Annotated in this window: 21 protein-coding genes; 11 read left to right on the plus strand and 10 right to left on the minus strand. The window is 59.4% G+C overall.

Going from position 1 to position 22522, the window contains the following annotated elements:
• Positions 1-11: 11 nt before the first annotated feature.
• Entirely contained in the window at positions 12-356 is a 345-nt protein-coding gene (locus tag Q1A74_RS10805) for a Rieske (2Fe-2S) protein (protein ID WP_299595669.1), read from the plus strand.
• Positions 357-380: 24 nt separating this feature from the next.
• Here the strand turns inward: Q1A74_RS10805 and sfsA are convergent, their stop codons facing one another.
• Positions 381-1091 (minus strand): DNA/RNA nuclease SfsA, encoded by a 711-nt coding sequence (gene sfsA / locus Q1A74_RS10810; RefSeq protein ID WP_299595671.1) that lies wholly within the window; start codon positions 1089-1091, stop codon positions 381-383.
• 294 nt (positions 1092-1385) lie between these two features.
• Here sfsA and dksA point away from each other — a divergent pair, with 294 nt between their 5' ends.
• From dksA to Q1A74_RS10860, 10 genes are all read left to right on the plus strand, one after another.
• On the plus strand, positions 1386-1823 hold the full coding sequence (gene dksA / locus Q1A74_RS10815) for an RNA polymerase-binding protein DksA (protein ID WP_299596953.1): 438 nt from the start codon (positions 1386-1388) through the stop codon (positions 1821-1823).
• 86 nt (positions 1824-1909) lie between these two features.
• A complete protein-coding gene (gluQRS, locus tag Q1A74_RS10820) occupies positions 1910-2800 on the plus strand; it encodes a tRNA glutamyl-Q(34) synthetase GluQRS (RefSeq protein WP_299595673.1) in 891 nt (296 codons plus the stop codon).
• A 130-nt stretch (positions 2801-2930) separates the two neighbouring features.
• Positions 2931-3107, plus strand: a complete 177-nt coding sequence (locus Q1A74_RS10825) for a hypothetical protein (RefSeq protein ID WP_010130964.1) — start codon at positions 2931-2933, stop codon at positions 3105-3107.
• Positions 3097-6090 carry an ATP-binding protein gene (locus Q1A74_RS10830; RefSeq protein WP_299595676.1) on the plus strand — a complete coding sequence of 998 codons (2994 nt, stop codon included), beginning with the start codon at positions 3097-3099 and terminating at the stop codon, positions 6088-6090. The genes Q1A74_RS10825 and Q1A74_RS10830 overlap by 11 nt, the downstream gene beginning before the upstream one ends.
• A 144-nt stretch (positions 6091-6234) precedes the next feature.
• The gene (locus Q1A74_RS10835; RefSeq protein WP_299595678.1) at positions 6235-7632 is read left to right on the plus strand and encodes a sigma-54 dependent transcriptional regulator; all 1398 of its coding nucleotides are present in this window, start codon (positions 6235-6237) and stop codon (positions 7630-7632) included.
• Between the two features lie 1032 nt (positions 7633-8664).
• Positions 8665-10131, plus strand: a complete 1467-nt coding sequence (gene pcnB / locus Q1A74_RS10840; RefSeq protein ID WP_299595680.1) for a polynucleotide adenylyltransferase PcnB — start codon at positions 8665-8667, stop codon at positions 10129-10131.
• Between the two features lie 16 nt (positions 10132-10147).
• Positions 10148-10621: a 2-amino-4-hydroxy-6-hydroxymethyldihydropteridine diphosphokinase gene (folK, locus tag Q1A74_RS10845; protein WP_299596956.1), complete on the plus strand. Its 474-nt coding sequence runs from the start codon at positions 10148-10150 to the stop codon at positions 10619-10621.
• Positions 10622-10777: 156 nt separating this feature from the next.
• Positions 10778-11422 (plus strand): deoxynucleoside kinase, encoded by a 645-nt coding sequence (locus tag Q1A74_RS10850; protein ID WP_299596959.1) that lies wholly within the window; start codon positions 10778-10780, stop codon positions 11420-11422.
• Between the two features lie 68 nt (positions 11423-11490).
• Positions 11491-12306 carry a 3-methyl-2-oxobutanoate hydroxymethyltransferase gene (gene panB, locus Q1A74_RS10855; protein ID WP_299595682.1) on the plus strand — a complete coding sequence of 272 codons (816 nt, stop codon included), beginning with the start codon at positions 11491-11493 and terminating at the stop codon, positions 12304-12306.
• 65 nt (positions 12307-12371) lie between these two features.
• Positions 12372-13217: a thioesterase family protein gene (locus tag Q1A74_RS10860; protein ID WP_299595684.1), complete on the plus strand. Its 846-nt coding sequence runs from the start codon at positions 12372-12374 to the stop codon at positions 13215-13217.
• 174 nt (positions 13218-13391) lie between these two features.
• On the opposite strand, the gene zntB is transcribed toward Q1A74_RS10860, so the two are convergent.
• From zntB to fabV, 9 genes are all read right to left on the minus strand, one after another.
• Positions 13392-14360, minus strand: coding sequence for a zinc transporter ZntB (zntB, locus tag Q1A74_RS10865; protein WP_299595686.1), 969 nt, complete (start codon positions 14358-14360; stop codon positions 13392-13394).
• A 17-nt stretch (positions 14361-14377) separates the two neighbouring features.
• Positions 14378-15253: a D-hexose-6-phosphate mutarotase gene (locus Q1A74_RS10870; RefSeq protein ID WP_299595689.1), complete on the minus strand. Its 876-nt coding sequence runs from the start codon at positions 15251-15253 to the stop codon at positions 14378-14380.
• Positions 15254-15325: 72 nt separating this feature from the next.
• Positions 15326-16099, minus strand: a complete 774-nt coding sequence (locus Q1A74_RS10875) for an MBL fold metallo-hydrolase (protein ID WP_299595691.1) — start codon at positions 16097-16099, stop codon at positions 15326-15328.
• 20 nt (positions 16100-16119) lie between these two features.
• Entirely contained in the window at positions 16120-17295 is a 1176-nt protein-coding gene (gene bamC, locus Q1A74_RS10880) for an outer membrane protein assembly factor BamC (protein WP_299595693.1), read from the minus strand.
• Between the two features lie 117 nt (positions 17296-17412).
• Positions 17413-18288, minus strand: coding sequence for a 4-hydroxy-tetrahydrodipicolinate synthase (gene dapA / locus Q1A74_RS10885; RefSeq protein ID WP_299595695.1), 876 nt, complete (start codon positions 18286-18288; stop codon positions 17413-17415).
• Between the two features lie 137 nt (positions 18289-18425).
• Positions 18426-19451: an LpxL/LpxP family Kdo(2)-lipid IV(A) lauroyl/palmitoleoyl acyltransferase gene (lpxL, locus tag Q1A74_RS10890; protein ID WP_299595697.1), complete on the minus strand. Its 1026-nt coding sequence runs from the start codon at positions 19449-19451 to the stop codon at positions 18426-18428.
• Between the two features lie 87 nt (positions 19452-19538).
• Positions 19539-19769, minus strand: coding sequence for a DUF2789 domain-containing protein (locus Q1A74_RS10895; RefSeq protein WP_299595699.1), 231 nt, complete (start codon positions 19767-19769; stop codon positions 19539-19541).
• Positions 19770-19913: 144 nt separating this feature from the next.
• The gene (locus tag Q1A74_RS10900) at positions 19914-20957 is read right to left on the minus strand and encodes an NADP(H)-dependent aldo-keto reductase (protein ID WP_299595701.1); all 1044 of its coding nucleotides are present in this window, start codon (positions 20955-20957) and stop codon (positions 19914-19916) included.
• Between the two features lie 172 nt (positions 20958-21129).
• Complete coding sequence (fabV, locus tag Q1A74_RS10905) at positions 21130-22308, minus strand: enoyl-ACP reductase FabV (protein ID WP_299596962.1); 1179 nt, start codon at positions 22306-22308, stop codon at positions 21130-21132.
• Between the last annotated feature and the right edge of the window lie 214 nt (positions 22309-22522).

Consider the following 22522-nt stretch of genomic DNA (forward strand, 5'->3'; position numbering starts at 1 on the left):
TAATTAATCCCATGCAAAAACACTTTCTCTGCGGCTACGAAGACCTCAATGAAGGCGACTCCAAAGGCTTTTCCCTGGGCGACAACAGCGCGGGCATGAACAATGTGTTCGCGGTAAAAAAAGACGGCGAGGTGTTCGCCTATAAAAATATCTGCCCGCATCGGGGCATCAATCTGGAGTGGCAACCGGACCAGTTTCTGGATTCGGAAAAGGCCCTGATTCAGTGTGCCTCCCACGGCGCCCTGTTCGAGATCACCACTGGCGAGTGCATCGCAGGCCCCTGCGCAGGAGACGCTCTGACACCGGTACCGGTGGAATATGCCCAAGAGGGGCTCTATGTATTGTTGGCAGATTGAGAATGGCAGGCAGTCCGAGCCCGATCAATCCGCCGGTGGCAGAAAAGGCACCGGCTCATACAGACAGATTTCACCGGCACCGAGCTGAGCCCGGTAGGCAATCACTTCTACCCCGGCAGTAACAGCCTCTTTCAGCGCCGCCGTGTAAGCGGAGTCAATCGCCGCTGCCGCCTCTACCGAGTCGATAGCGGAGTGCTGGACACAGTAAAACAGGACCGCGCGTGTACCCGCCTCAGCCATTTTCTGCAGCTCACGCAAGTGCTTGGTACCCCGTGCACTGACCGCATCCGGAAAAAGCCCGCGGGAGCCCTCCGCCAGTGTCACATTCTTCACTTCTACGTAGCAATCGCCATCCTCCCCGCTGAGTAACAGGTCGATACGGCTGTTTTCCTCGCCGTATTTCACTTCCCGACGCAGCTGCGGGTATCCCTGCAACTCACTGACCACACCGGAAACAATCGCCTCCTCCACCAGGTGATTTGCGCGACCGGTATTGACGCCGGCGAGCGCGCCTTCCGGTGTGGTGGTGATTTCCAGCGTGTGGCGGTATTTGCGCTTGGGATTCCCCGAGTCGGAGTACCAACAAGGCGTGTTTTCCTCCCAACAATTTTTCATCGAGCCAGTATTCGGGCAATGAATGGTTATAATTTCACCAGAAGAAATTTCGATATCCGCGAGAAAACGCTTATAGCGGCGCAGTAATTTCCCCTCAGTGAGGGCCGGGTTAATTTTCACGCAAGATCCTGCAAAAAGTCAGCTTTGAATGAATTGAGCGACAAGCTGTCGAAAAAACGCCCGCCAGAATACACCATTGCGTGATTTCTTTGCGGTCAGATCGTCGCTAGAGCATCAACCGGGCAACATTTTGTGGCGCCGTTCTGAGAGATTTGGTAGTTTCCTCGCCTTGGTCGCGCTAGCGGCCTGAGGATACAGCCGGCGGTCGCTTAGGCTTTGTGCAGCCTGCTAGGCTTGAATTTGGTTGTAGTGCCCTAATAACTCAGGGCCCGTATTACGAGAGAGGCAATGACTATGCCCAATACTGCTGCGAAATCCGATTCTCTGCACGGCTTCGAGCCCTATCAGGAACAGAAGGGCGAGGAGTACATGAATGAGAAGCAGCAGGAGCATTTCCGCAAGCTGCTGCTGGCCTGGAAGGCCGAACTCATGGCAGAAGTGGATCGCACCGTAACGCACATGAAAGATGAGGCGTCGAACTTCCCGGATCCGGCGGACCGCGCCAGCCAGGAAGAAGAGTTCAGCCTGGAGCTGCGCACCCGCGATCGCGAGCGCAAACTGATCAAAAAAATCGATGGCACCATCGAACTGATCGACCAGGACGACTACGGTTTCTGTGAAGCCTGTGGCGTCGAGATTGGTATCCGCCGCCTGGAAGCACGTCCCACCGCCACCCTGTGCGTGGACTGCAAGACCCTGGCGGAAATCAAGGAAAAGCAGATCTCCGGCTAACGCCCGCTGCCCGGGCGGCACCCGAGCCGCCCGGTATTCCGCCCAGTCCAGATCTTTGTATCGCTATCTGCTCCCCGGTTTACGGCATGCCCGAACACTACATCGGCCGCTTTGCCCCCTCCCCCACTGGCCCGCTCCACTTCGGCTCCCTGGTGTGCGCGCTTGGCAGTTACCTCGATGCCGTCGCCCACGAAGGGCACTGGTGGGTGCGCATGGAGGACCTGGACCCACCGCGGGAAATGCCCGGCGCAGCCGCGCGCATTCTGAAGTCCCTCGATGCCCACGGCCTTCACGGGCACGGTCCGGTGGTGTGGCAGAGCCAGCGTCACGGCCTTTACCAGAGCGCACTGGATCAGCTGCGGCAGAGAGGCCTGGTGTACCCCTGTACCTGCACACGAGAGCAGGTGCGCAAGGCCGGTGGACACCGGCGGGACGACTGCCTGGGTGTACGGAGCCTGGGAGAACGGGGCACGAAGGAACCGCAAGAAAGCTACGCCCTGCGCTTTGCCTGTGCCGGAGTGACAGAGAAGTTTTCAGATATCTGGCAGGGTGAGCAGACCCAGCCCATCGGCGAAGACCCGATACTCAAGCGCAAGGATGGCCTCTACGCCTACCAACTCGCAGTGGTGGTTGACGATATTCAGCAGAACGTGAATTGTGTAGTGCGCGGCGCCGACCTGCTGGACTGTACCGGTGTGCAGCGACAACTGTTCCTCGCTCTGGGCGCGGAACCACCGCGCTTTGGCCACATGCCGCTGGTGATGAATGAGGGTGGCCAGAAACTTAGCAAGCAGAATCACGCCGCTCCCCTGGACGACGCTACTCCCTCAGAAAACCTGTTTCAGGCTTTGCGTTTCTTGAGCTTTCTTCCGCCAGCAGAACTGGTGAACGAGCCACCCCGGCAGATCCTCAGCTGGGCCAGTGCGCGCTGGCAACGACAGCAGGTGGACAGGCGCAACCGACTGCTGGAACAGTAATCGCCCGCAGTTCGACGAGGCGATACCGAACGGCAGTTGAACTTGCCCCCAAGTGCGCTTTACCATTTTGCGCCAACTTTCTCCCATTCCGCCGCACTGCCTCACCGCAGGACGCACCGACAGGTTTTTGATGAGTAACCGTACCCTGTTAATCCTGCTGGTACTGGTAGGCTACGTATTCAGCCCCACCGTATTCACCTGGATGATCAATCCCTCCGGCGCCTGGTATCGCCCGTTTATTCTGTGGTTCGTCTTGATTCTGCTGGCGATTTTCATACAGCGGAGGCGCAAACCCGATGACCTTTGAGATCGTCAATATTGCGCTGATTGGCGTGGCGTATATTTTTGCACTGTTCTTTGTCGCGTTCGCCACGTCGAAAGGGTGGCTACCGAGTAACTGGGTGCGGCACCCCTTCTTTTACGTCCTGTCCCTAGGGGTTTCCCTTAGCGCCTGGACCTACTACGGCATCATTGACCTGGCCTGGCAGCACGGCTACGGGGTACTCGCCTATTACCTGGGTACCGGTGCCATGTTCCTGTTCGCCCCGGTCGCACTCGAGCCCCTCGCCAAACTGGCCCAGCGCTACCAGCTCAACTCCCCTGCGGACCTGCTGGTATTCCGCTACCACAGCCGCGAAGCCGGCACCCTCGCTACCCTGTTTATGCTGCTCGGGCTCCTACCGCTGATTGCGCTGCAGATTCAGGCCGTGGCAGAAACTCTGGCACTGCTGTCGCGGGACAACGCCGCCGCCCTGGCGCTACCCGATAGCGGAGTTACCAGCAAAAATTTGATCGCATTTTTATACTGTGTGCTGCTGGCACTGTTCACCAGTACCTACGGCGCATCCCGCAAGCGCAGAGCCGGCCTTGCCAGCGCCATGGCGCTGGAATCTCTGGTGAAACTGGTGGCCCTGCTGGCGGTCGGCCTGTACGCGGTGTATGGCGTCTTCGGTGGTCTCGACGGATTGGATCAGTGGCTGGTACAAAACGGCGATATGCAGCAACTGCTGTATTCTCCGATCAAGCAGGGGTCGTCCCATACGTTGCTACTGGTGTTTATCGCTACCGCCGTGGCCATGCCGCACATTTTCTACCTGAGCATTGCCGAGCGCCCGGCCACCAATGCACTGCGCACCGCCAGCTGGGGCTTCCCGTTGTTTCTGCTGCTGATGGCGCTGCCGATCTTCCCCATCATGTGGGCGGGCTTCGCACTGGATGTGGCGGAACCGGTGCAGTACTTCACCCTTGCGGTGCCGCGGGCCAGCGGCTCCGCGCTGCTCACCATCGTCGCCTTTATCGGCGGTCTCTCGGCCGCCACCGGCGCCCTGATCATGATCACTCTGGCACTCTCCACCATGGTGATGAATCACTGGCTGTTGCCGGGTACCCGCTGGCAGTCCGACGACAACATGTACCGTCAGCTGCTGTGGCTGCGCCGGGCACTGGTCGCCGCGCTGTTTCTTGCGGGCTTCGGGTTTTACCTGCTGCTCAACAATCGCCTGTCGCTGTCCGACCTGGCGATCATCGCGTTTATCGCCTCGCTCCAGTTCCTGCCCGGGATCTTCGCGGTGATTCACTGGCCCCAGGGCAACCGTCGCGGATTTATCGGCGGACTGCTCGCCGGTATGTTTATCTGGGCCGCCGGCTTGTTGCTTCCGGCAATGGTGGGCAACAGCGGCATTGCTTTCGGCGACTACCGCATCCCCCTGGGGATGGAAATCTGGCCAGAGATCACCACACTGTCGCTGTCACTGAACGTACTGCTGTTTGTGGGCCTGTCCATATTTACCCGCGCCAGCAGCCTGGAGCGCTACGCCGCCGACCTGTGTAGTGACGATTCCATCAGCCAGGCCCTGCGCCTGGAGCTGGATGTGCAATCGGCGGCAGACTTCCGTATGCGCCTTTCCGAAAGCCTCGGTGCCGCCACCGCCAGCCAGGAAGTGAGCCGCGCCCTGCGCCAGCTCAACCTGCCGGAAAACGAGCGCCGCCCCTATGCTCTGCGCCAGTTGCGCGACAAGCTGGAAGCCAACCTGTCCGGTCTTCTGGGCCGGGTACTCGCTGGCCAAATCGTGGATCGCCACCTGCCGTTTGTCACCAGCGATCAGCCAGCCAACAAAGATATCAACCTGATCGAAACCCGCCTGAGCCGCTATAAAAACCAGCTCACCGGCCTCGCCGCGGAATTGAACAACCTGCGCCTGTACCATCGTCAGATGCTCGAAGAGCTACCCATGGCCGCCTGCTCCCTGGGGCGCGATGGCGAGATACTACTGTGGAATTACGCCATGGCCGACCTCACCGGTGTGAGCGCCAGTGAGGTGATCGGCTCCAAGCCGGAATACCTGCCGGAGCCCTGGCGCACGCTGGTCACCGAATTTGCCGACTCCGCCGATGGCAGCCGCTTCAAGCAGCTGGTGGAAATGGACGGTAACAGCCACTGGCTCAATCTGCACAAGACGCGGCTCAAGCAACGCACCGGAAAGTACGGCCGGGAAAACAGGGAGAGCGGCAAAGACACCCGCGGCGACGGGCAGATGCTGCTGATGGAAGACATCACCGAAACCCAGGTGCTGGAGCAGGAGCTGATGCACAGTGAACGCCTGGCTTCCGTCGGCCGCCTGGCTGCCGGCGTGGCACATGAGGTAGGCAACCCGGTCACCGGTATCGCCTGTCTCGCTCAGAACCTGCAGTTCGATTCCGATAATCCCGAGGTGCTGGAGACGGCAGATCAGATCCTGAGCCAGACCCAGCGTATCAGCCGCATCGTCCACTCTCTGGTGAGTTTCTCCCACAGCGGCAACCAGGAAAGCGAAAAGGCCCCGGTGGACCTGCATGCCTGTGTGGAAGAGGCCGTACAGCTGCTGTCCCTGCAGCGTGACAAAACGCAGGTGACTTTTGCAAATCAAGTACCCGATGACCTCTACGCACTCGGGGACAACCAGCGGCTGATCCAGGTGTTCATCAACCTGCTCAGCAACGCTCGCGATGCCAGCCCCGATGGCGGGCATATCGAGGTTGAAGGCTATACCCGCGCAGGGTTCGCCTGTATCGCGGTAACCGACAATGGCCCTGGTATTTCGCCCGCTCATCGCGAGCGGATTCTCGAGCCCTTCTTCACCACCAAGGAGCCGGGCGAAGGCACCGGCCTCGGGCTCGCCATGGTGTACAGCATTGTGGAGGAGCACGGCGGGCAGCTGGAGCTGGTCAGCCCCGCCCACCAGGACACCGGCCGCGGCGCACGGTTTATCGTGCAGCTGCCGTTGGAAAATGCCGCTGAAGAGTACCGCTAATACGGCATTCCTGTGACCGGGCTGTTACGGCCCGGCGGCGAAAAATGAATATTTTTTGAACATTTCAGAGGGATTGGGTTGCATCGAAACGCCCGACAGGTAAAACTTAGCCTCCCCTGAACACTTTGTAACCAGGCGTAACACATGAGCCACATCCTGATCGTAGAAGATGAAGCCATCATCCGCACTGCGCTGCGCAAGCTGCTGGAGAGGCACCGCTATAAGATCAGTGAAGCCGGCTCTGTACGTGAAGCGACCGCCAAGTTTCGCATCACGGATATGGACCTGATCATTTCCGACCTGCGCCTGCCCGGCGCCCCCGGCACCGACCTGCTCAAGCTCGCCGGTGACGTGCCGGTACTGATCATGACCAGCTACGCCAGCCTGCGCTCCGCGGTGGACTCCATGCGCATGGGCGCCGCCGACTATATTGCCAAGCCCTTCGATCACGACGAAATGCTCGCCACCGTACGCCGGGTCATCGGCAAGGCTGAACAGCACCGCGCTGCCGGCGCTGCGGCAGCGGACAGCAAAGCCGAGGGCCGCGCCATCGCCGGCATGATTGGCGACAGCCCAGTCATGCGCGACCTCTACGCCCGCATTCACAAGGTGGCCCCCACCGATGCCACAGTACTGGTACACGGTGAAACCGGCACTGGTAAGGAGCTGGTGGCGCGGGCGATCCACGAGGAGAGCAAGCGCAACGGCAAGCCGCTGATTTCAGTCAACTGTGCCGCCATCCCGGAAACCCTGATTGAAGCAGAACTATTCGGTCACGAAAAAGGCGCCTTCACCGGAGCCCAGACCGCCCGCGAGGGCCTGGTTGCCGCCGCTGATGGCGGCACCCTGTTCCTGGATGAGATCGGCGAACTGCCACTGGAGGCCCAGGCGCGACTGCTGCGTGTACTGCAGGAGGGCGAAGTCCGCCCCATCGGCGCCATCGAGTCCCGCAAGGTCAATGTACGGCTGGTCGCCGCAACCCACAGAAACCTTCGCCAGCTGGCGGCAGAGCGCAAATTTCGGGAAGACCTTTACTACCGGATCAACGTGGTCCAGATGACCCTGCCGCCACTGCGCGAACGGGGCAAAGACGTACTGTCGATCTCTGAAAGCCTGCTGGAAAAGTTCTGCGCAAAAATCAGCCGCCAGACCCTGAAACTGTCGCCCGAGGCCATTCAGGCTGTGACCACCTACACCTGGCCGGGGAATGTGCGCGAGCTGGAGAATGCGATACAGCGCGCGGTGATCCTCACCGAAGACACGGACGAGATCGACCATCGCACTCTGGACATCGACCTGGATCTCGTTCCCATCGATGAAGCCGACCCGGAGCGCCTTCCACGCACGAATAGCCTACACGCCGATCCGCGGGAAGATCTGTCGCTGGAAGACTACTTCGCCCGCTTTGTACTCGAACATCAGGAAACCATGAGCGAAACCGAGCTCGCCAAGAAGCTAGGGGTCAGCCGCAAGTGCCTGTGGGAGCGCCGCCAGAAGCTCGGCATCCCGCGCAAAAAAGCCAGGCGTGTCACAGAAGCCTGATTTCCCGAGTACAACCACCGCTTCGCAAGCCCCGGCCAGTCACGCTGCCCGGGGCTTTTCATTGTTGGGCGCCCCCAACCCGGCACACGCAACTCACCCAAGGCTCCCCTTTCTCCCACCTCAATCTGTTTAGAATCAATAAGTTACAGACATTCCCAGAATGTTTCCGGCGAATCTGGGAAGAGGGTAACAGGACGGAAATTGGTAACAAGTGAAAGTGTTACCCCCTCTCACAGTCGAGTAACAACTACCGCACTATGCGTAACGTAAAACTGTGTTTACTGGACGTAAAAAAGTTCCAAGAAATGTTAAGTGCTTGATTTATAACGACTTTATAAAGTTGGCACGCTATCTGCTTTGTATAGGTCAAACAACAATAACAGCCAAGAATAAAAATAAATGACTGTTTAAGCCCTAATAACAACTGACAATAAGCGGGCGAAACACAATAAGAATAATGAGAACGGGCAGATCGATAATAAAAACCAAAGTGATCGATGCCGGAGCGCAGCTGTGTAATAAAAATTGAGCAATAAAAATAATAAGGCTCAGAACAACAATAAAAATAAACTAAGAATAGTTACTCAAGCAGTAACGACACAGCAAAAGTAGTGAACAATAAAAATAAACAATAAGAATAAAGAGAAATAACAAAAACAATAAATTGTAGAAGACAACAAAAATAACGACAAGCACGTGACAAACTGACTGATTGTGCCTGGGAGAGGGTTTGCTGAAAAGCAAATTGATAGCGCAAGGAAGCCGCTGCCTTCATACCGAATAAGAATAATTCCCTTCTTTTCTTTCTTTTCAATGAATGCACACAATTTGCTGGCCCCCGCGAAAGCGGGACCGGCGGCTGTGCATTGCGCTGTGTGTGATAGAATCCGCCTCACAATAGTCCGGAACCAGGACCAACAGGGTCCCACTGGTGAAATACCCGGAACAATGCGCCGGAGCCACTCCCGAAAATGCCCCGGTAGACCACAGCCGCCCAGTGACAAGCGGGCAGCGGATAACACAGAAAGCCGTATGTTCAATTCCCTGATCAGCAGTATCAAGCGCTGGCACAGCAAGCCCAAAACCGATGAGGGCGCTGGCACCCAGCCGCCTTCCGGTAGCGGCAAAGCCCGTCAGCCCTCCTCCAAGCCCTCCCGCTCCCGCAAAACCTCCCGCGTTGTGGTTCCACGCAGTGATCACTGCCTGTCCCGCCGGGACGTCAGTCGTGCAGCGCTGACAGTGATGAAGCGATTACAGGAAGCGGGTTTCGAGGCCTATATCGTGGGGGGTGGCGTGCGCGACCTGCTGCTCGGCGGGCACCCCAAAGATTTTGACGTAGCAACAGACGCGACCCCTGAGCAGGCCAAGCAACTGTTCCGCGGCGCACGTATTGTCGGCCGCCGATTCCGTATTCTGCACGCGCGCATCGGCCGCGAGGTCATCGAGGTCACCACTTTCCGTGGGCACCACAGCGATGGCGAAGCCCACGAGGCCCAGCAGTCCGAGCACGGTATGCTGCTGCGCGACAATGTATACGGCGACCTGGAAAGCGACGCGGTGCGCCGCGACTTCACGGTCAATGCGCTCTACTACACCATCAATGGCTTCGAGATTCACGACTACACCGGTGGTATCCGCGATATCGAGCAGCGCCAGATCCGTATGATCGGCGACCCGGCAACCCGCTACAAAGAAGATCCGGTGCGGATGCTGCGCGCCGTGCGGTTTGCCGCCAAGCTGGATTTTGAAATCGAGCCCGCCACCGCCGCGCCACTGGAAGAGCTGGCGCCGTTACTGCGCAATATCGCGCCCGCGCGCCTGTTCGATGAAGTCCTCAAGCTGCTGATGAGCGGCTACGGCGAACGCACGTTTGAGCTACTGTGCGAGCACGCGCTGTGGCCTCATCTATTCCCGGACAATGCCCGCCAGCTGGACAATCCCGAAGCCCTGGCACTGACTCGCCAGGCCCTGCGCAATACCGACGACCGCATTCGCAATGACCAACGGGTAACACCGGCATTCCTGTACGCCGCATTGCTGTGGCCCGCGGTCAATTCCGAACAGAAATTCCTCACGGAAAAAGGCATCCCCCCGGTGCCGGCACTGGCCCAGGCCGCACAAAAAATCACCAGCAACCAGCTGGTCCACACGGCCATTCCCAAACGATTCTCCATGCCCATGCGGGAGATCTGGGAAATGCAGTCCCGCCTGCCCCGCCGCGGCGGTGAACGCGCCTTCCGGCTGATGGAGCACCCCAAGTTCCGCGCCGCCTACGACTTCCTGTTGTTGCGTGAAGACAGCGGCGAAATTCCCGCGGGCCTCGGCCAGTGGTGGACCGACTTCCAGCAGGCGGACGAAGAACAGCGCCAGCAGATGGTTCGCGATGCAGCCCGCAATGGCCCTCGCGACAGCAAAAGCCGCGGTCGCCGCAATCGCGGTGGACGTAACCGTAATCGCAACCGGCGCCCGAACAACGGCGCGGATCACCCGTCAAGTTGAGCGGAATTCCCAAGTGATTCGCTGTTATATTGGTCTCGGTAGCAATCTGGCCGACCCCGCCGCGCAATTGCGCAGTGCCCTGGGCCAGATCAGAAATGTGCCGCAAACAACGCTGGTAAGCTGCTCCGATTTTTATGCCAGCGCCCCGGTAGGGCCCGGCGAGCAACCGGATTACGTGAATGCGGTCGCCTGCCTGGAAACCGCCTTGTCTCCGGAGGCGTTACTGGATGCCCTGCAGGCCATTGAAAATCTCCACGGGCGCAAGCGCACCCTGCGCTGGGGTGCCCGCACTCTGGATCTGGATATTCTGCTGTACGGAAATCAGCAGCTGGATACGGCGCGTCTGCAAGTACCGCATCCGCGTATGGCCGAGCGCAATTTTGTACTGGAACCCCTGGCGGAACTGTCCCCGGAGCTAACCATGCCCGACGGCACATCGCTGCGCACGCTACTGGCCCAGTGCCCGCCCAACCGATTACATCGCCTGTAAATTACGCCTGCAGTAAATTACACCGCCCGTTAGTTGCACAGAAAGCAATCAGGGACAAGAAGCAAGACAAGGAGCCACCCGGTGACAAGACTTCCCACTTCCGACTCCGCTCCCGGCGATGACTACCGCGCAGAAAACCTCGCCCAGGAACTCAACCTGGAAGGCAAAACACTGCCGCGATTTATCGCCGTGGAAGGCAATATCGGGGTAGGCAAAACCACCCTGGCAAAAAAACTGGCCGCCACCTTCAATTACGACACCCTGCTGGAACTGCCGGAAGAAAATCCGTTTCTCGAACGCTTTTACCGCGACCCCAAAAGCGCCGCCCTGCCCACCCAGCTGCACTTCCTGCTACAGCGCTCGCAACAGATCCAAGCACTGCGCCAGGACGACATGTTCAAGCCGGTGCGGGTGGCAGACTTCCTGATCGAAAAAGACCACTTGTTCGCCGAGGTCACCCTCGACAGCGACGAACTGCAGCTGTATCAACAGGTCTACCAGCACCTCACCCTCGAGGCGCCCAAGCCGGATCTAGTGATCTACCTGCAGGCACCGCTGAATGTGTTGCAGGAGCGCATCCACAAGCGCGGCATTTCCGCCGAGCGCAGTATCAGCAACGAATACCTGGCCACCCTCAATGAGGCCTACACCAACTTTTTCCACTATTACGATCAGGCGCCCTTGCTGATCGTGAACTGTGCCGAAATCGACATTGTCGATCAGCAGAAAGATTACCTGCAACTGGTGGAGTACCTGTTGAACGTCACCAGCGGCCGCCACTACTACAATCCCGGTAAGTAATCCGCACAGTAGCGGAGTACCTGCCCAACGCATTACCGGGCTGAACGCCCACAGAATGAGTCATCGCCATGCCCTATGCCCCCAGTGAGCTGACCAAGCCGATCACGATTCAGACCCTGAGAAAAATGAAAGCCGACGGCGAGAAATTTATCTGCGTCGCCCTCTATGATGCCCCCATGGCGGCCATGGCTGAGAAAACCGGGGTGGAGAGCGTGTTGATCGGCGACTCCCTGGGCATGACGGTTCTCGGCTATGAAAGCACCATTCCCGTCACCATGGAGCAGATGATCTACCACGTGGAAGCGGTGGCCCGGGGCAACAAAAAGTCCCTGATCATGGGTGACCTTCCGTTTATGACCTACGCCACTCCGGAGCAGGCACTCACCAACGCCACTCGCATCATGCAGGCGGGTGCACACATGGTGAAAATCGAAGGTGGTGCCTGGCTGGCACCCACGGTGAAAATGCTCACGGAGCGAGGCATTCCCGTCTGCGCACATCTGGGACTGACCCCGCAATCGGTACACAAGCTCGGCGGTTTTCGGGTACAGGGCCGGGACGGTGAGCGCGCGGGAGAAATCCTCGACGACGCCGTACAACTGGACGAGGCTGGCGCAGATCTGCTGGTGCTGGAGTGTGTACCCTCGGACTTGGGCAAGCGCATTACCGACACCGTCTCCATGCCCACCATCGGCATCGGCGCCGGCCCTCACACCGATGCGCAGGTGCTGGTGGTCAACGACATTCTCGGCCTCACCGAAAAGCCGCCCAAGTTCTCCAAGAACTTCCTGGCGGAGGCTGGCGACATTCCCGGCTCCCTGCGCAAATACGCGGAAGACGTCAAGAACGGGACTTTCCCCGACGAAGACCACAGCTTCAGCTGAGCCGCCACTCGCCACGCAAAAAACACCAAAATTGACTGAACTGAAATCGAGAGAGCAGTAGTCCGATGGAATTCAATGACATTCTCAGCGGCGCGCGCAATGACAGCGGCAGCGCCACCATCCCTGCCGGCTGGACTCAGGGGCGCGCCACTTTTGGCGGCCTCGCCGCAGCGCTGCTGTACCAGCCGATCGAGTCCACTCTGGAAGCCGTCACTCAGGGCACCATTGTCGATACACCACTGCGCTCACTGACGTTTTCGTTTGTCGCACCGGCAGCAGCCGGGGAGCTGGCTACCCGCACGCAGGTATTGCGCGCCGGTCGCTCCGCGGTGCAGATTGAGGCCCACGCCGCCCAAGGCGATCAAGTGGTCACCGCAGCCCTCGCCAGTTTTGGCAAACCCCGCGAATCTGCCGCCGCCGTATCCCCAGAGCCCGCGCCGCAATTCAAGGCGCCGGATCAGTGTGAGGCCCTGCCGTATATCGAAGGCCTGATGCCCGAGTTCTCGCAACACTTTGACTACCGTCTCGCCGCCGGTGCCCTGCCCTTCACCGGCAGTACCGACACCCACCTGGGCGGCTGGATTCGCTTCAAAAAACCCGCGGGGCCCATCACCACCGGCCACTTGCTGGCACTGATCGACGCCTGGCCCCCGGCGATACTTTCCCAGCTTAAAACCCTCGCCGCTGCCAGCTCCCTCACCTGGACCCTCGAACTGACACCCGCCGCCCACCGCGCAAAAGCCGAGGCCAGCGCGGCGAGCGCAGAGAGTAACGAGAGCAATGACTGGTGGCAGTACCAGGCGGAAGTGGAACAATCGGAAGACGGCTATGCAGTCATTCGCGCGCGCCTGTGGAACGCCAACGGGGAGTTGATCGCGTTTTCCCGACAGACGGTGACCGTGTTCGGTTAAGGTAAATCGAGGATTAAAGAAGTTTCCGCGCAGGTGTCGATACCGGGAATCGCTTGGTGAGCCCCTCAAAAACAGGATGTTTTTGCAGAGACCCCAGTGATGGGTTCACAGCGTGTCTCAACACGCGATTCCCGGTAGCGGCGCCACCACACAAGCTGTTCCGAAGCGCTCAGCTCAAAGCCATTTTTTCCAGCGGAACACCACCAGCTGGATGGCCACGGTAATCACCAGTAACACGCTAAAAATCACAAAGGCCTGGGGGTTTTCCGAGCCAGGAATACCGCCCACATTGACGCCAAGCAGACCGGTAAGAAATCCCAGCGGCAGGAAAATCGCAGCGATGATGGAGAGCACGTACATGCGACTGTTGAGCTGCTCGGAAATACGGCTCATCAGCTCCTCCTGAGTGACCGCCGCCCGCTCCCGTACTGCATCGATATCCTCGATATGCCGCAACAAGCGGTCACTGACCTCCCGCAACTGCAATCGATCCACATCACCGATCCAGGCCAGCTTCTCCACCATCAATCGCGCCAGCGCCTCCCGCTGCGGGGAAAGGTAGCGCCGCAGAGTAATGGTCTGTTTGCGCAGCATCGCGAGATCCAGCCGCAGGCCTCCACTGGCGCCGGCCACCACTCGATCCTCGAGTTCATCGATGGCATCCTCAAACGTATCCACCGTGTCACTCATACGCCACACCAGCAGGTCCGCCAGTTCCACCACCAGCGCCGCACAGGTGCGCGGCCCGCGGCCGGTTTCCAGCTGCTGACAAAGATCACTGATCGATAGTAACTGACGCTTGCGGGTGCTGATCACCCGATGCTCTTCCGCCCACAGGCGGATGGAAACCATATCTTCCGGCTGGGATTCCGGGTTCAGATTGACCCCGCGCAGGGCAATCAGCAGGCCATCATCAATACCTGTGGAGCGGGGGCGTGTCTCCTCGGTGAGCAGGGCTTCCGCCACCAGGGTATCCAGCCCCGCGGCGCCGGTAATCCACGCGCGCGCCTGCGGATCGGTATAGTCAAAGTGCAGCCACAGCTTGCCCTGCGCCGGCAACCATGCCTCCACTTCAGACCATTGCAGGCGGCGTCCACGGCCATGACCGTCCAATAGATAAGCGTGAATCAATCCGGATTGCATGGGCGTATTCATCGGATTCAGCGGCTGAGCGTGAGGCTGGCGCGGGCGCTTTCTCCCGCTCGCAGCTGCCAGCTGTTCACAAACGCATTGCCGTGCTCGACACACACGAAACCGGTGAAGTGCGCACCGATATCATCGATGGTGGCCGCGAGCTCGGCGCCTGGATTCCAGGTGATTACGGTGTGGCAGTTGTCGCTCTCGGCAGTGATCGGGTTGGGCGTGAGAATTTTCTGGGTTGCCGGGGCCTGCTCAAATACCCGGTCCACCTCGCCCGGAAAGGTCTGCAACCCTTCCAGCGTATCCCGCGCGAATCCACGGGTTTTGTCCAGATAGCTTATCCCGGACAGGCCTTCGACCTTGACCTCGGCGATATCCGCCACCGCAAAATAGCTGTGCAGTGCCCAGCTGTACTCAGCGGTGGTATCCGCAGTATTGCTCAGTTCCAGATCAAAAGAGAGGGAGTCGCCCAGGCCAATCTTCAGCACACATTCAAAGCTCGCCGCAAACAACGCGTCTCCCGGGTGTTGATAACGCAGCTCGAGCACCACGGTGCCATCCGCCTGTTCACTGCTGCCGGCCAGTTCCCACAACTGGTTGCGTACCAACCCGTGCTTGGGCTTGCCCGGGTCTGCGCGGTTTTCACCAAACCACGGAAGGCACAGGGGCACACCACCGCGCACAGCGGCACCGGGCGCAAACTCCGCGGCCGGGCTTAGCCACAACAGTGGTGCGCGGCCCTGTGCGGTAAATTCGAGCACCTGTGCGCCCTGTAGGGCAATCACCGCACGGCACTGGCCGGTTTCTACCAGCAGCAGGTCGAGGCCGGGTTTGTTGTAGAGCGCACCACTGTCAGTGCGGGTAAGGCAAGAAGGTAACTGGTCGAGTGCTGCCACGAATTGAAACTCCGTTTCCCAGATGCAAATTGGAAAGGTCCCGCAGCGGACGCCGAGGGACCGGAATGGTCTTTACTCTGCCTTTTCGATCTGCAGCCAGTCAAATCCTTCCTGCTGACAGGCAAAAATGCAGTTGGCTGCGCGAGCGGCGGCATCCGCCAGTGCAGCTCGCGCGAGCTCCAGGCTGTTATTCTTTTCACTGATATGGGCCACCACAAGGTGCTGCAGCCGATCGCTGCCCACCCGCTGCAGAAAACCTGCGGCCTGCTGATTGCTGAGGTGGCCGTAAGCACCGCCCACCCGCCGCTTGAGCGAGGGAGGATAAGGCCCCTGCGCCAGCATCTGTGGATCGTGATTGGCTTCTAACACCAGCGCATCGCAATCGCCGAAATGGGATTCCACATGAGGCGTGATGGTGCCGAGATCGGTGAGCAGGCCGAGACTGCTGCCGCGACTGCGGAACACAAACTGCGCCGCCTCACGGGCATCGTGCGGTACCGCCACCGGGGTTACCTGAATGTCGCCCACCGCAAACGGCTGGTGCCCTTCGATCAGGTGAACTTCCGGCAGGGTGCCGATATCCCGCGCGCGCAGGGTGCCCGGGGTCAGGTAGACCGGCAACCGGTACTTGCGCGCGAAGGGGCCGACACCGCCCAGGTGGTCGCTGTGTTCGTGAGTAACCAGAATGGCGGAGAGATCCGCAGGGGTAACCCCGAGCCGCGCCAGGCGCCGCTCGGTTTCCTTGATGGTGAAACCGCAGTCCACCAGAAGGCAGTGATCGCCAGAGGCAACCAGAGTGCCGTTGCCCTTACTGCCACTGCCCAGGGAGGCAAATCTGATCGCCATGTGTGCGTCCGCTACCGGGGTCAGATCAAATTCTGACGGATGGCCATCAGCAACTCGGAGGTTTTGGCGCGCGATAGGGGTGTACCGCGGGTGCTGCGAATCCGCACCTCGATGGCGTCATCGGCGCCACGCAGCACCACCAGATAGCCGGGGATATTGCTATTGGGTGCGCCGCCGAGCCCCTGCAAATTGGCGAACAACGCCGGTTCCGCGGTAGAGCTCATATCGATATTCGCCAGTACCTGCTCAAGGCTGTATGCATCCGCCGACTGGGCCAGTTTGTCCTCGCCGCTGCCGGAGCCCCAACCGGAAAACCAACCGCCCTCTTCGTCAGCAAGTTCCCGCTCGGCGTCGTAGGTGACATAGAAAATACCGATGTCGGAATCTTCTTTATGCAGACGATAGGCACCGGTATTCAATGCGTGGCTCACCGTGGCCCAGGCGCGGCTCATGGCCAGGCCCAGCGCGATGTAAGGCTCTCTGCCGGCAGGCTCGACCACCTGCACCTTCACCTTGCCACCGCCGATCGCCTGAGCCACCAGGGAGGCCGCGGCACCGGTAGATTCCGCCGCCAGGGCGCCGGACATCTCATCGATCATCCAGCCCTCGCGCTCGGGGCTTGAGGACTGGGCCGGCCAGTTCACCGAACCATCGGCCGGAGTTTCCATCGGCACAGCAAGGTGGCGAACATGGATTTCGGTGGTATCCGGCTGCACACCGGATTCCACCTGCAGGCGGTACTTGTCTTTGGTGTCCGGGTTTTCCCCGAAGGTGAGCCAGGTGGTCTCCATGGTCCCGGCGCCCGCGTCCGACATGGCCAATTGCAGGCCGGTGGAGCGCAGGAAGTAATGCAGTTGCGGCCAGACTTCGTCCGGTGGCTGGTTCACCAGCACCCAGCGACGATTGCCGAGCTTCTGGATTTTCACCCGGTCCAACCCAACATTGACGGACAGCGCCTGTGGGCGGGGCACGACAAAATCACCGCGATCCACATCGCCGGCAATCTGCGGTACTTCGTAGAGTTCTTCCTGGTGCTTGGAGGTAACACCCTCCGGCATCTGCAGCGGCGGCAGGCTGTCTGCCAGCTGGTAGTCGTCACCGCGGTCGCGGAAATAACCGTCCTGGCCAAAGATGCCACAGCCACTCAAAGTGGTAACCGCAGCGCACAGCACGGCTCCGGCGGTAAGTTTTGTCATTATTGGTACCTTGTCGAATCAGTCCTGATCGCAATTATCCGTAGCGGCTTCGGCCAGCTGGCCGGGGTGCCCTGTACATCAGAGCCACCCGCTGAAACCCGCAGAGTCTGTAACCTGTCAGAGCACGCCCGCACTGCGCAAGGCCTCGCGCACCACGCCGTGGTGCTCGGCAGACAGGCCGGTGAGCGGCAGGCGTATACCGCTGTCGATGCGACCCATTTCTTTCAGCGCCCATTTCACCGGTATCGGGTTGGACTCCACAAACAGCGTTTTGTGCAATATATCGATGCGCTGATTGATGGCGCGGGCGGTTTCTGCATCGCCGGCCAGCGCCGCTTCGCACATCTGTGCCACGGCAGCGGGGGCCACGTTGGCGGTCACACTGATATTGCCGTGACCACCGAGGAGCATCAGCTCCACCGCCGTCGCGTCATCGCCAGAGTAGACCGCAAAATCTTCCGGCACCCGCTCAATCACCTGGCGCGCACGCTCCAGGTCGCCGGTGGCTTCCTTAATACCCACGATGTTGCTCACCGTCGACAAGCGCTGCACGGTTTCCGGCAGCATATCCACCGCGGTACGCCCGGGCACATTGTAGAGGATCTGCGGAATATCGACGGCTTTCGCCACGGTTTTGAAGTGCTGGTACAGCCCTTCCTGGGTCGGTTTGTTGTAGTAAGGGGTCACCAGCAGGCAGGCATCGGCGCCACATTTGGCGGCTGTTGTGGTGAGTTCGATGGCTTCGGTGGTTGAGTTGGCGCCGGTACCGGCAATGACGGGGATACGTCCGGCTACCTGATCCACTACGCGGCGGATGACCTCGAGGTGCTCGTGCACGTCCAGGGTGGCGGACTCACCGGTGGTGCCCACTGCAACCAGCGCGCGGGTTCCCTGTTCTATGTGCCACTCCACCAGCTCGTGCAGCTTGTCCCAGTCGAGGCCACCATCTGCATACATGGGTGTGGCGAGAGCCACCATACTGCCGGAAATCATCGCAACTCCTTCTCCAACCGGCCTGGTGCCGGCCTGTACCGCCTAAAAATGAATGCGGTATGTTACTGAGCGTGCCAGTTTGATGCCAGCGCAAAAAGGTCATCCGGCCAGAAGACATCAAACAGGCCGATTATTGATCACTTTTTGCGCTTTTTGCGCCGTCTTTTGCGCGCTGGATAAAAGCTCTCCTCGCCTTCCGGGCGCGTCTTGAAGCGGCGGTGCACCCACATGTACTGGGACGGATTCTCGCGCATACGCGCTTCCACAAACTGATTGACCAGCACCGCGTCTTTCCGTTCGTCACCGGACGGGATTTCCTCGATCGGGGGGAACACCTTCACATGGTAAACACCCCGCTCTTCCAGCCGAGTCACCGTGTAGGGCACCACCTGCGCACGTCCTACCCTCGCAAAGCGTGAGGTGCCAGTCACTGTAGCGGTGGGAATCCCGAACAGGGGTGCAAACACCCCCTGCTTGATGCCGTAGTCCTGATCCGGTGCATACCACACCGCACGGCCTTTCTGCAGCGCCCGCAGCATGCCGCGCACATCCTTGCGCTGAAAAACATCGGAGTCTTTGCCGTGACGCTCGCGCCCCTTGCGCTGCATATAGTCGTACACAGGATTTTTGTGCGGCCGGTACATGCCATCCACCGAATGACTCATATTTACGAAGGCAGCGCCGATTTCCAGGGTAGTGAAGTGCATCGCCATCATCACAACACCCTGCCCCCGGTTGCGAGGTGCTTCCAGGTATTCCAGCCCTTCGATGGTAAAGCGCTTGCGCAACCAGCGGCTGGAGCGGAACCAGGCCATGCCGGTCTCCATCAGCGCAATACCATTAGAGGCAAAGTTGCGGCGCAACAGTTGATCGCGCTTGCGCGGGGAAAGTTCGGGAAAACACAGCGCCAGATTGCGCTCGGCAATGATCCGGCGGCTTGTGGCAAACCGCAGCATCAGTTTACCCACGCCGCGACCGAGGAAGATCTGCCATCGGTACGGCAGCTGCGCCACCAGAAACCAGACACCAAATAAAGACCAGGTAAGCCAGTATCGCGGGTGTAACAGGGCAAGTCGAAAATGCGGTTTTTCCATAAATAGCGGACAGCAGCGATGGGGGAGCAGGCACCCGGTAGCCTGGGCGCCCGGAAGAAAACGGCGCATTATAGCCGCGCCTGTCCCCCGGAGGGTACTCCCAACCCTGCCACTATCGCCTGAGGCCGCCTAGTCAGCCCTTACGGCCCGCTCAGGTCAGTGCCTCAACAGGGCATCCAGTTCGTCCACCACTTCGCACCAGTCCGAGTCCTCCACAATTGCATCGCGCAGGAACTTGCGCTGACTGTCGCTCCAAAACTCCGCCCGAGACAACTTCTCTTCACCCGCAAGGTGGTGCCTACCGAGGAATTCCTCGATGGCGGTATCATCGGAGCCGAGCCCCAGCTGGGCAAACAGATCATTGAGTGTGTGGTGACCGGTTTCCATACAACCTCCCATTGGCAACGTGTCGATTCAGCCCGCCCGTTTCACGGCGCGGAACGCTACCTGTCAGTATAGATAGCGCTGCAGCTTCCGGCGCCAAATTCCGGCGCCCTGCACTATCAGGTCTGACGCCACCGGTCGCCGATTTCAAGGGGCGGGGCTGGGACTTTGCCGGTGAATGGCTTCGATGGCCTCCAATTGCTCCGTATTCAGCAGCAACTCACTGCTCGCTATATTGCTGCTGAGCTGCTCCATAGTGGTCGCACCGATGATATTGGCCGTCACAAATGGCTGTTGGGTAACAAACGCCAGCGCCATCTGCGCCGGGTCCAGCCCGAACTCCCTGGCGAGGTGCACGTACTGGCCGGTGGCGGAAACCGCGCGTTCGCCGGTATAGCGCTGGAAGCGGTCAAACAGCGTCAGACGCGCGCCCCTGGGCCTGGCGCCATCCAGGTATTTGCCACTCAAGGTGCCAAAGGCCAGAGGCGAATAGGCCAACAATCCGCACTGTTCGCGAATCGCCATTTCCGCCAGCCCCACTTCAAACGTGCGATTCAGCAGGCTGTAGGGGTTCTGGATAGAGGCCACCCGCGGTTTGTTGCCGTGGGCGGCGAGACGCAGGTAGCGGTGCATTCCCCAGGGCGTCTCGTTGGACAGCCCGACGTGACGTACCTTGCCGGCGGCGACCAGCTCCTCCAGTGCTGACAGGGTTTCGCTGATATCGACACCGTCATCATCGCCGTGCTGGTACCCCAGCTTGCCGAAAAAGTTGGCCTGGCGTTCTGGCCAGTGCAACTGGTACAAGTCGATATAGTCGGTTTTCAGCCGTGCCAGAGAATCGTCACAGGCCTGCAGAATCTGCGTGCGACTCAGGCGCGGTCCGCCGCGAACATGGCCGACACCGGAATTGGCAGCACCGCGGCCGGTAACTTTGGTGGCGAGCACTACGTCATTGCGCTTGCCCGACTGCTGCAGCCAGTTACCGATAATTTCTTCGGTGCAGCCATAGGTTTCCGGCTTCGGTGGTACCGGATACATTTCGGCGCAATCGATAAAATTAACACCGTTGCCGGTGGCATAGTCCAGTTGCTCAAATGCCTGCGCCTGATCGTTCTGTTCGCCATAGGTCATGGTGCCCAGACAGATTTTACTGACCTGAATGTCGGTTTTACCCAACTGGCGATACTCCATTGCGACTCCCTATCTACGTTCAATCAAATTCGTATTTACACTAATAATCCCGATAGTGCCGCAGCCTACAACAAAAAACGCCGGCGGGTTAGGCCGGCGTTTTTTGTCGCAACATCAACGTACAATAACTATGTGATCACCATGCGATACTGCGAGCAATGACAGTGTGCGCTTACTTGAAGTCTGCTTCGACCAGTGGGCTCACGTCTGCTTCGTAGTCGACTCCGTCCACACCGAAGCCGAACAGTTTGAGGAAGTCGTCACTGTAGCCTTTGTAGTCAGTGAGCTGGAACAGGTTTTCTTCCGTCACTTCCGGCCACAGCTTTTCGATCTTGGCCTGAGTTTCCGGGCGCAGTTCCTTTTCGTCCATGCGGAATCGGTTGCTGTCGTCCAGACGTGGGCTGTCAGTGTAGAGACCTTCGGTGTACAGGCGGTACAGCTGCTCGATACAACCTTCGTGGGTACCTTCTTCCTTCATCACTTTGTAGACGATGGAGATATACAGCGGCATCACCGGAATTGCAGAGCTGGACTGGGTGACCAGCGCTTTCAGTACCGCAACATTGGCACTGGCGCCGCTGCTGTCGCTGATGGCCTTGGCGGCGCGGTCCAGGTCTTCTTTGGCTTTACCGATGGTGGCGTGGCCGTAGATTGGCCAGGTGAGCTTTTCACCGATGTAGGTATAGGCAACGGTTTTGCAGTCGTCCGCCAGTACACCCGCGTCGCCCAGGGCTTTCATCCACAGTTCCCAGTCTTCACCGCCCATCACTTTGACGGTAGCCGCGATCTCTTCTTCGCTCGCCGGGTCAACACTGATGTCGGAAATTTCCAGCTTGTCGGTATTGAGGTTTTTGGCGGTGTAGGACTTGCCGATGGGCTTCAGCACGGAGCTGTGCAACTCGCCGGTTTCCGGATCGGTACGACGGGGGGAAGCGAGGCTGTAGATGACCAGATCGATCTTGCCGAGGTCCTGCTTGATCAGGTCGATGGCCTGGGCTTTGATTTCATTGGAGAAGGCATCGCCGTTAATACTTTTGGCATACAGGCCGGCTTTGTGGGCCTCTTCTTCAAATGCGGCGGAGTTGTAATAGCCGGCAGAGGCAGTGCGCTTTTCGGTCGGCGGCTTTTCGAAGAAAACACCGAGGGTATTGGCACCGCAGCCAAAGGCGGCGGTGATACGGGAAGCGAGGCCATAGCCGGTGGAGGCGCCGACGACGAGGACGTTTTTGGGGCCGCCTTCGATACTGGACTGGGATTTGATGTAGTCAATCTGTTCGCGCACGTTGGCGGCACAGCCCTGCGGGTGGGCATTGGTGCAAATGAATCCGCGTACTTTCGGCTTGATGATCATGCCGGGCTCTCCGTTGGTGATTCCAAATTGATGGGACCGCTGAAAACCGTAGCGAGCGAGCAGCGCCGGTCGCCGCCAGGTGCTCGCGCAGTAGGTTTTCAGTGGTACCAGGGCCGACTGGGCAGCCATAAAGGCGCCCATTCTAATGGCGTTTGTCGGCAACGCCCATAGTGACAGGTCACGCTTAAGGCGATTGATGGCCAGAATTTCAGGG

It is taken from the genome of uncultured Microbulbifer sp. (assembly GCF_947504145.1).
Taxonomy (GTDB): domain Bacteria; phylum Pseudomonadota; class Gammaproteobacteria; order Pseudomonadales; family Cellvibrionaceae; genus Microbulbifer.